Origin of the sequence: Flavobacterium quisquiliarum, assembly GCF_019308285.1 — a bacterium.
Taxonomy (GTDB): Bacteria; Bacteroidota; Bacteroidia; order Flavobacteriales; family Flavobacteriaceae; genus Flavobacterium; species Flavobacterium quisquiliarum.
In genome coordinates this window covers 344,942-353,970 of record NZ_WWEM01000040.1, presented here as the reverse complement: position 1 = coordinate 353,970, position 9,029 = coordinate 344,942, and the positions used below count along the sequence as shown (strand labels likewise).

General features: G+C 37.6%; 9 protein-coding genes. All 9 read right to left on the bottom strand.

Annotated elements, in window-relative coordinates; genetic code table 11:
• Positions 1 to 48: 48 nt before the first annotated feature.
• The 9 genes from arsB to GSY47_RS25035 all read right to left on the bottom strand — a co-directional run bounded on the left by arsB (position 49) and on the right by GSY47_RS25035 (position 9,004).
• Positions 49 to 1,134, bottom strand: a complete 1,086-nt coding sequence (arsB, locus tag GSY47_RS25075) for an ACR3 family arsenite efflux transporter (RefSeq protein ID WP_129053268.1) — start codon at positions 1,132 to 1,134, stop codon at positions 49 to 51.
• Between the two features lies 1 nt (position 1,135).
• Positions 1,136 to 1,750 (bottom strand): arsenate-mycothiol transferase ArsC, encoded by a 615-nt coding sequence (locus GSY47_RS25070; RefSeq protein ID WP_219071072.1) that lies wholly within the window; start codon positions 1,748 to 1,750, stop codon positions 1,136 to 1,138.
• A gap of 42 nt (positions 1,751 to 1,792) precedes the next feature.
• Positions 1,793 to 2,266 (bottom strand): DUF6428 family protein, encoded by a 474-nt coding sequence (locus GSY47_RS25065; RefSeq protein ID WP_008463724.1) that lies wholly within the window; start codon positions 2,264 to 2,266, stop codon positions 1,793 to 1,795.
• A 33-nt stretch (positions 2,267 to 2,299) separates the two neighbouring features.
• Positions 2,300 to 2,806, bottom strand: a complete 507-nt coding sequence (locus GSY47_RS25060) for a GNAT family N-acetyltransferase (RefSeq protein ID WP_008463732.1) — start codon at positions 2,804 to 2,806, stop codon at positions 2,300 to 2,302.
• Positions 2,797 to 3,129, bottom strand: a complete 333-nt coding sequence (locus GSY47_RS25055) for an ArsR/SmtB family transcription factor (protein ID WP_008463735.1) — start codon at positions 3,127 to 3,129, stop codon at positions 2,797 to 2,799. Before GSY47_RS25055 ends, GSY47_RS25060 begins: the two co-directional genes overlap by 10 nt.
• A 465-nt stretch (positions 3,130 to 3,594) precedes the next feature.
• The gene (locus tag GSY47_RS25050; RefSeq protein ID WP_008463737.1) at positions 3,595 to 6,210 is read right to left on the bottom strand and encodes a multicopper oxidase domain-containing protein; all 2,616 of its coding nucleotides are present in this window, start codon (positions 6,208 to 6,210) and stop codon (positions 3,595 to 3,597) included.
• Between the two features lie 27 nt (positions 6,211 to 6,237).
• The gene (locus tag GSY47_RS25045) at positions 6,238 to 6,726 is read right to left on the bottom strand and encodes a DUF305 domain-containing protein (RefSeq protein ID WP_235023018.1); all 489 of its coding nucleotides are present in this window, start codon (positions 6,724 to 6,726) and stop codon (positions 6,238 to 6,240) included.
• Positions 6,727 to 6,874: 148 nt separating this feature from the next.
• Complete coding sequence (locus GSY47_RS25040) at positions 6,875 to 7,747, bottom strand: DUF2911 domain-containing protein (protein ID WP_008463742.1); 873 nt, start codon at positions 7,745 to 7,747, stop codon at positions 6,875 to 6,877.
• 12 nt (positions 7,748 to 7,759) lie between these two features.
• The gene (locus GSY47_RS25035) at positions 7,760 to 9,004 is read right to left on the bottom strand and encodes a hypothetical protein (protein WP_008463743.1); all 1,245 of its coding nucleotides are present in this window, start codon (positions 9,002 to 9,004) and stop codon (positions 7,760 to 7,762) included.
• Positions 9,005 to 9,029 lie beyond the last annotated feature (25 nt).

The following is a 9,029-nucleotide window of genomic DNA, read 5'->3' as shown; positions in this document are numbered from 1 at the left end:
GGGAAGTTCGCATGTATATCCGATATTATTGCAATTCTCATATTTCTTTTAAGCAGTTTCTGCAGGCAGTTGTTTTGTAAAATACTTTTTTCTAAACCAAAATGCAAGGTTTACCAGTGCTATAAGAGCAGGTACTTCTACCAAAGGACCAATAACACCTGCAAATGCCTGTCCGCTGTTTATTCCGAATACTCCAATTGCCACGGCAATAGCCAATTCAAAATTATTGCCGGTGGCTGTAAACGCAATAGATGTAGCCTTTGAATAGTCAGCCCCAAAATATTTTCCTGTAAAAAAGCTGATGACAAACATTAAAGTAAAGTATATGACAAGCGGTATTGCAATACGCACGACATCCATCGGGATTTGAACAATAAGTTCCCCTTTCAGGCTGAACATTACAATGATCGTAAAGAGCAGTGAAATAAGAGTAATCGGTGAGATAAACGGCACGTACTTATCCTCAAACCATTCAGAGCCTTTTAAAGCTATCAAAGCATAGCGGCTTATGATTCCCAGAGCAAATGGAATACCTAGATAGATACCCACACTCTCGGCAATCTGTGCAATGATGATATTGACTTCAAAACCATCATATCCAAAATAGGGAGGTAGAATGGTTATAAAAATGTAAGCGTATACACTATAAAGCAGTACCTGAAAAATACTGTTTAGGGCAATTAGTCCTGCAGCATATTCGCGGTTTCCGTCTGCCAGATCGTTCCATACCACAACCATTGCGATACAGCGTGCCAGGCCAATCAGGATCACCCCGATCATGTATTCAGGATATCCGCTTAAAAACAGGAGCGCCAACAAAAACATCAAGACAGGGCCTACAATCCAGTTCAGGAATAAAGAGGCGCCCAAGACTTTAGTGTTCTTGAAAACCTGTCCCATCTGTTCGTATTTTACTTTTGCCAGTGGCGGGTACATCATCAGGATAAGTCCTATTGCCAATGGAATGTTTGTTGTTCCGCTGGAGAAAGAATTGATGAAATCTCCGCTGGAAGGAATAAAGTATCCTATAGCCACGCCTATAGCCATAGCAAGGAAAATCCAAAGGGTCAAGAAGCGGTCAAGGAAGCTTAACTTTTTGCGTCCGACAGCTGGTGCACAGTTATTTGCTGACATTTTATTTTTTTATTTGTGAGAATATGTAAAACATTTCAGTTCCAATCTGCAGACTGCGCTCCAGATAAGTTTCTTTCTGCTGAGGCGTTCCGTCGGAAATTTTTGGATCTTCAAAAGTGATCGGGATTCTTTTCTCAGCGCCTGCTATAAACGGGCATCCACCGGCAGCCTGCGAACAGGTCATTATTGCGGCAAATCCGCTTTCAGGATTGAAATCATCATCATAGGTTTTGGAAAAACCAATGACAGGAAGTCCGTCAGGTGAATATTTTATGGAATAAACGGGGTTTGATCCCTCTGAAAGAGTTTTGATGTTGAATCCTGAATGCTTCAAAATCTCCGCTGCCATTGGGAAAAGGGCAGTAGCCTCGGTTCCCCCCGAATAGCATGAAACGTTTTCGATGCCGTAATAGGCAGCCGCAGTCTGCGCCCAAACCTGCGAGAGATGGCTTCTTCTGGAATTGTGCGTGCAGATTAGGTTTAGTCTGGTTTCCAGCTTACCGTCCGCTTTTGTCTGAATGAAGTCGATTAGTGGCTGCAGGACTGCTTTGCGCTCTTCGGAGATCTGCTTAAAATCAAATGATTTAACGGTATTCTCAATTTGTGGATATAACATAGTTTTTTGGCTGTAAAGGTTTATTGATTATCTGTTTAATGATTAGCAGCATCCTCCGCCCGGAGTGCATGAATTAGCATTGTCAGTATTTAACTGAGATAATTTTACTTTAGGCTTATCAGATGGAATACCGCACTGCTCCTGAGCAAGACAGGCTGTCTGTTTATTAAGCAGAGTGAAGTTTTTACCGTTAAAATCTAAATCGTATTTGCCGATAGTAGTGTTCTGGTATTCCACTTCAATTTCATTGTCTTCAATTCCTAACACTTTTTCTGAAAGCTCAATGATGTGGATCAGTTTCTGAGGTTTAAGCCTGTGCTCGTAGTCGTTGGCATCCCAAAGCTGGAAGTTTACAACTGTTTCTTTTCTTACTGTTCCTCCGCAGTCGATGAAGTTTTTGGTAACCAAGCCTACTTCAGTTACGTGAAAATATTCCGGTACAAATGTGCCGTCCGGCAGTTCAAAATTTACAGCTTCCACTGTTTTAAGCACTTCTTTAATTTCTGAAAGTTTCATAATTTTTTATATTTAGTTAAACTATATTTTTTATTAATTAATAACGGAGCTTCTTCTTTCAAGAAGCGCAGTATCTCTCCAGATACCATTCTGTTTTCCGATTTTTTCTCTTGTTCCCAGTATTCTGAAACCTGCTTTTTCATGGATTCGGAGGCTTGCCGTATTCTCAGGAAAGATCCCTGCCTGAAGCGTCCAGATTCCTTCAGTTTCGCTCTGTCGTACAAGTTCCTTTAAAAGGGTAAGCCCGATTCCTTTTCCCGAATGTGCAGGATCCACATATACGCTCACCTCTGCAACCCCTGCATAAACGCAGCGTGATGAAACAGGTGTAAGGGCAGCCCATCCAATTACCTTGCCATCTTCCTGCATCACAACCCGGCAGGACTTAAGATGCGACTGGTCCCAGTCTTCCCATGAAGGGGCACTGGTCTGGAAAGTTGCATTGCCGGTGTCTATCCCTTTTTGGTAAATTATTTTTACCTCATCCCAGTGTTTGTCCGAAAGTTTTCTGATTTCCATATTTTTATAGATTAGCAGCATTCGCTTCTCTTTTTTGCCAAATGATCTGATATGTGCTGAAAGAAGCCTTTTATCTTTTCCAGTCCAGGTTCATTGATGCAGTAGCAGATCGAGTTTCCTTCGATGCTTCCTTTAATCAAACCTGCATTTTTCAATTCTTTCAGATGCTGTGAAACGGTCGGCTGTGAAAGGGGGAGTTCGTTTACAATATCTCCGCAGATGCAGGCATCCACTTTTAATAAATATTCCATAATAGCAATACGCGCAGGATGGCCTAATGCTTTGGCTAAAACAGCCAGCTCGTTCTGGCTTTCTGTAAAGTGATCTGTTTTTGTTGCTCCCATCGTTTTATATTTATATTGCAATATTACGATAATAATTTAAATAAAAAAAAATATAAAGATTTATTTTTATGAAGATGAAGGCATCGGCTAAGAAAAAGATTCGATGCATATGGTTTTATAATATTGTTTGTTACCCGAATGCTAGTTTTATCAAACCAATGTATAAAGCAATAATTACATGGTTTATCGTTAGCTGATATTATATAAATACAATACAAACTGAACAACCCATAATTAGAAAGATGTTCAGCATTTGCAGTTATTTGTTATTAATAATACCAATTTTAAATTTAAAATTGGTATTATTAGATTTTCATACTGGTTCAATTTCGATCATTAATTTGAATGGACTTCCACACCGTTCAAATGAAAGACAATTTAAAAAAATTGATATCCTTCAATATTAACCGATTAATCTTAATTCTAGAATTTGGTCTTACAATAATTTACTATTGTACTTATAAGCTAGTAATTTAAAATAAATCCTGCACCAAAGCCCATATCACTGTCATAGTGTGAAGACAAAGAACCCCATCTGGTAATTATATAGCGTAGTCCTGCCATATATTCCTTGTCTGTATTCCACATCAAATTCATTCGAAGCCTTTTAGAAACGGGAATGTCTTTACGTTCAAATTGTAATCTGACTTTACCATCGGTAAAAACTTCAGCTTGTGCTACTATTAACATAGGTAGGATGTAGTTAACCCCTAGACTTACCACTGCACGTTTATCCTTAGTATTGGTTTGTCCAAAAAGATTATTTTCTTGTATATCTTCTCCCATTCTTCTATATCTCCAGTCAAATCCTATAAAAGGCATTAACCATTGCATTTTTCCAATATATCGACCAATATGTGTTTCTGTTTCATAACCATGCATGTCATTGTATCCTAACCTCCATTCGGTTCCAATGCTCCAGCGTGTACTTTGATACATTGCTTCACCGTCATTTCCATTGGTGGCAAAATCATTTTCTGCCATAAAGTGGAATTTTCTGTCGTCAGCAAACAATTTTCGTTGAGCCAGTTTAGGGTTTGGTATTTCTGGATTTGGAGGTGAATTTTCATAAGAAAAAATTCTGCCCATACCAGCCATCATATGGTAGAGAATATGACAGTGGAAAAACCAGTCGCCGCCATCTTCGCTTGCGGCGAATTCAATAGTATCTGTTTCCATTGGCATGATGTCGATGATATTTTTCAAAGGCGCAAAATCACCTTGCCCATTGATGACCCTGAAATCATGGCCATGCAAATGCATTGGATGGCGCATCATTGAATTATTATGCAGGACGATACGTAAAATTTCTCCTTTCTTGATCAGGATTTTATCAGCTTCGGAAACGACCTTGTTATCCAGGCTCCACACATAGCGATTCATATTTCCGGTAAGCTCGAATTTGAGCTCCCTCACTGGAGCATCTTTTGACAATGCCGTGCTTGTTGGAGATTTTAGCATCGCATAATTTAATGTCACAATATCGGCAAGAGCATTGGCATTGTACTTATTTTCCATATTGTGCATGTCGTGCATTTTATCAGGGGTATCCAATTTGGTTTCTTCTTTGTCCATCTCCATTGGCATGTCTTTACTTCCTTTTGTTTGTGGGCCTGTAATTTCAGGATACATTACCGAGTTCATATCCATCTGATTCAGCGACATCTTCATCCCCATATCATTTAGGTCTCCGTTCATTTTCATCATATCGTTCATCATTTGCATCCCTTCAAAGTATTTCAGTTTGGGTAAAGGGGAGGTGAGCTGTTTGATGCCATTTCCAATGTAGAGGGACGCCGATTTTGTCCGGTCTTCTGGTGTTGCCAAAAACTCATAAGATGTATTTTCTGCCGGAATGCTTAAAACAAGGTCATAAGTTTCAGAAACTGCAATAAGTAGACGGTCTACTTCAACAGGCTCAACATCATTACCATCACTGGCCACTACTGTAATTTTGCCTCCGGCATAGGTAAGCCAAAAATTACTGGATGCACCGCCATTAGAGACGCGTAATCTTACCTTATCACCGGCTTTGAACTGCGAAAGCTGGCTTTCGTTTTTCCCATTAATTAAAAATTTCTCATAATAGACATCGCTTACATCCATAGCGTTCATACGCTTCCACTCATTGAGGACCTTGGTTTTTAAATAGCCTTGTTTTATAGCTTCGCCATAACTTTGGGTCGTGCCTTTTTTTATTGCAAACCAATCGGAGGCATTATGCAGCATTCTATGAACGTTCTCCGGGTCGATATCGGTCCATTCGCTCAGCACAATCGGAATTGTCGGTAGGTCATCTATCCCTGCCCTGAAGTTTGGATCGGAGCTTCGTTTGTTCATCACAAAAGAACCGTACATTCCTATTTGTTCCTGCAAACCAGAATGGCTATGGTACCAATGGGTCCCATGCTGCCTGATGGGAAAAGAATATTTGTAGGTACTGTGTGCTTTTATCGGCATTTGGGTAAGGTTAGGCACACCGTCTTCTTTATTGGGTAGAAACAAACCATGCCAGTGTAATGACGTTTCTTCGTCAAGTTCATTATGAACATAAATTTCTGCGGTATCACCTTCTGTAAAGGTTAATGTAGGCATTGGTATCTGGCCATTTACCGCTATCGCTCTTTTTGATTTCCCTGAGAAATTTACCACCGTATCGCGAACATATAAATCGTACCTTACAACTTTAGGTGGCTCATCATTTACCATCATTTTTTTTACTGGGGGGCTCGCTGTTTTCTTTTCCATGTTTGTCTTATTATGCGCCTGATGCATATTGATCTTATCCGCAGAGGAAGATTTAGCCTTTTTAGGCATTTCCTCTTTAACAGCAGTTACAGTTTTAGGTTTTGCAGCTGCCTTCGGCTTAGTGATTTTAGACTTTTCTTTCACTAATGCCATGCCGCATTTTGGGCATTTTCCTGGTTTGGATTCATGGATATCGGGATGCATTGGACAAGTATAGGTAGCAGGATTCGACTCTTCTTTGACAGACTTTTTATCTATTGCCATTTTCATATCCTGGGCTTGAATCAGGACAGGAAGCATGATAAATACGAGTATTATAAGTATGTTTTTCATATTGCTTTTTTAAAGAATAGTGTTCTATTATTTTTTTTCCATCTCATTTAACTTGGCCTTCATCTGTGCAATTTCAGTTTGTTGTGCTTTTATAATGTCCTTGGCAAGCTGGCTTATTTCAGGATCGTGAAGAGAAGCCTTCTGAGCCATTAGTATTGCTGCTGCATGGTGCGGTATCATTGATTTTAAAAATTGTTTATCTCCAACAGCTGCTTGCTCTCTTATACAGGAAAAAAAAATGATCGCGATAAGGCTGCCTGTTATAAGTAACATTATGTTCCATTTTTTATTAATATACATACGACCCATAACAATAATTTCAATTACGAGCATTGGCATAGTCATTAGTCCTGCCATGTAAAATTGGTTTACATTGGGAATGACATTAGCAAAAATATCGACCATCGAATACATCAATATGTACATAGAAATAAATGACAATACGATCATAATGGCTAATTTTTTGTACATTTTGGAGTCTACCTCTTTTGAATACTGCTGTGTTGCGTGTTCCATTTTCATATTTTTAGCTTTAAAAGTTATTTAGATTTATCTATTTCCCTGAACAAAACAAGTCTAATGCTACTATAACACTGGATCGGTTTAAATGGCAAGGATTTTTATGCTTCTGTAGTTTTCAATGTGATATTGTAATACTTATTATTTATTTACTTTTAAGTAATAATTGTAACTCTTCAATCTGATTTTTTAATTTTTCAGTACCCTTCATTTTTTTCTGTTCTGCAATTGTTAAGGCTTTTTTTGCTGCCTCAATAGCATTGGGATAATCCTTCAGTTCTAAAGATACTTTCTGTCTTAAAGTGGGATAATAAAAATTTTCGGGATCTAATTTTTCAGCTTCAGCTAACCACGATACTGCTTGATTGTTTGCTCTACCCGTGGCTGAATAATAATTTGCTGCCTGAAACAATAAAGTAGCATTTTGACTTTTTTCTTTAATAATATATTTGTCAATTAGAGCTAAAATTTCTTTGTCAGCTTTGCTTTTCATAGGTATTTTAACCATGGTATTTTCCCATTCTATTTTAAGGAAGCCTTCTCCTTTACTGTTGATGTCATTTAATTCAATGGTAAAAGTTTCGTAAAAATCAATCGTTTTTTCTGTAGGAACGGTAAAACGCATAACATCTTTTTTCTCATCATAACCAGTTTCGCCATGTAAAGTAATATCACTATTGATAATGATAGTCCACTCATTTTCTGAAGGAATTGAGAATACAGAATAAGTTCCTGCTTTCAAAATATTATTTCCAAAAGCGATATCTTCATTAGTACTTATGGTCGTACAATCGCTGGCGCCTGTTCGCCAGAGCTTACCAAAAGGCACTAATTCGCCAAATATTTTTCGCCCTCTTACTAAGGGCCTGCTATAGGATATTTTGACTGTTGAGCTTCCGATTTCTTGTTGAAATGATGCCGAAGGGCTTGCAGAAGTAAGTTTAATTTGAACTTTTTCTTGTGCAGAAATTGATAACGATTGTATAATAATGAAGCTTAGCAGAATTATTTTTTTCATATTTTGTTAATTTTAAATTGATTTTGATATTTTTTCCATTATTGAATGGTCGGTTCCAAATTTGCAGATAGCATCACAATTAGCTCTTAATTCAGAAAACAGGATATATTTGATATTCATATTTGAGTTTTTTATAACGGGCCTATTAAGCTGAAGAACCACATCTTTTTCCCGGTTATCCGGAATAATAATGTAAAAAACTTCATGTCCGCTTGAGATACTAAAATATAGGTCAGACAAGCGAAGTATGCCGGAATAAATACTAGTGCTTTTTTCTACTTCAAAGGCACCTATAATCTTGTTTGTGCCTTTTTCGAACCAGAGTACATCAATAAGCTTGATAGTATTTTGTGTGTCCTTGTCTGTAGGGAGTTCGGGAAATTTATTTATTGATATAAATGAAAAATTTTGTCCTCCAAACGATTTGCTTTTGTCGTTACTCGCTGGGGTGACATCAAAACCCAATGAAACTCCAATTTTTAATAAATGGTACTGCATCTCACTATGAAGATTTTCCTCCAGTTTTTCTTCGAGTATTTCTTTTTGGCGCTTGTGTACGTTTTTTTCGAATCTTGAACGTTCTGCCTCGCTTAAATATTCATCATTGCCGATCAGCATTTTCTGAGTTCCAATTTCAAAACACAATCCTGCAATGGCACCCAAATCATTTGAGAGCTGTGATTTATGTAGACTATTAGTTTTCAATAAAGTTTCTCGGATTTTAAGATACTCAGTCCAGCTTCCTAATTTTTTTTTGTCTTTAAAAAGAAAATTAAAACCATTGAGAATAGCGGTGTTAAAAGGTGGGAACCAGGTTGGGTGTATGAAATATAAAATACTGGCAACAGCAGGCCCTAATCCTTTAATTTTTAATTCATCTAGTTTTATAATTTCTTTTACAACCTGTTCTTCATACTTAGCATTGATGCAATTTTCAAGGAACTGACCAAAAGCCAATTTATTGTTTTGATTCTCATAGATGTCAGGAATACGTAATTTGGGTTTCCAATAAAACGGATGGGAAACCCCTGCAAAGACTTGTTTTTGTTCGGCTATGCAGCTCAAAACAAATTCTAAGCTGCTTTCTTTAAAATCATTAGGAAAGTTCTTGTTTTTAATATCCTCAATGACTTGCAGAACACCGCGTCTAATAGTCCGAAATGCTTTTAACCGTTGGTTGTTATCTATAAACCAGGTATTATAGACACTTTCGTTATCGTTTTTATACTGCAGAATAATTTGTCCTAGATTGGTCATTTGTTTGTATAGTAAAATTATTTAT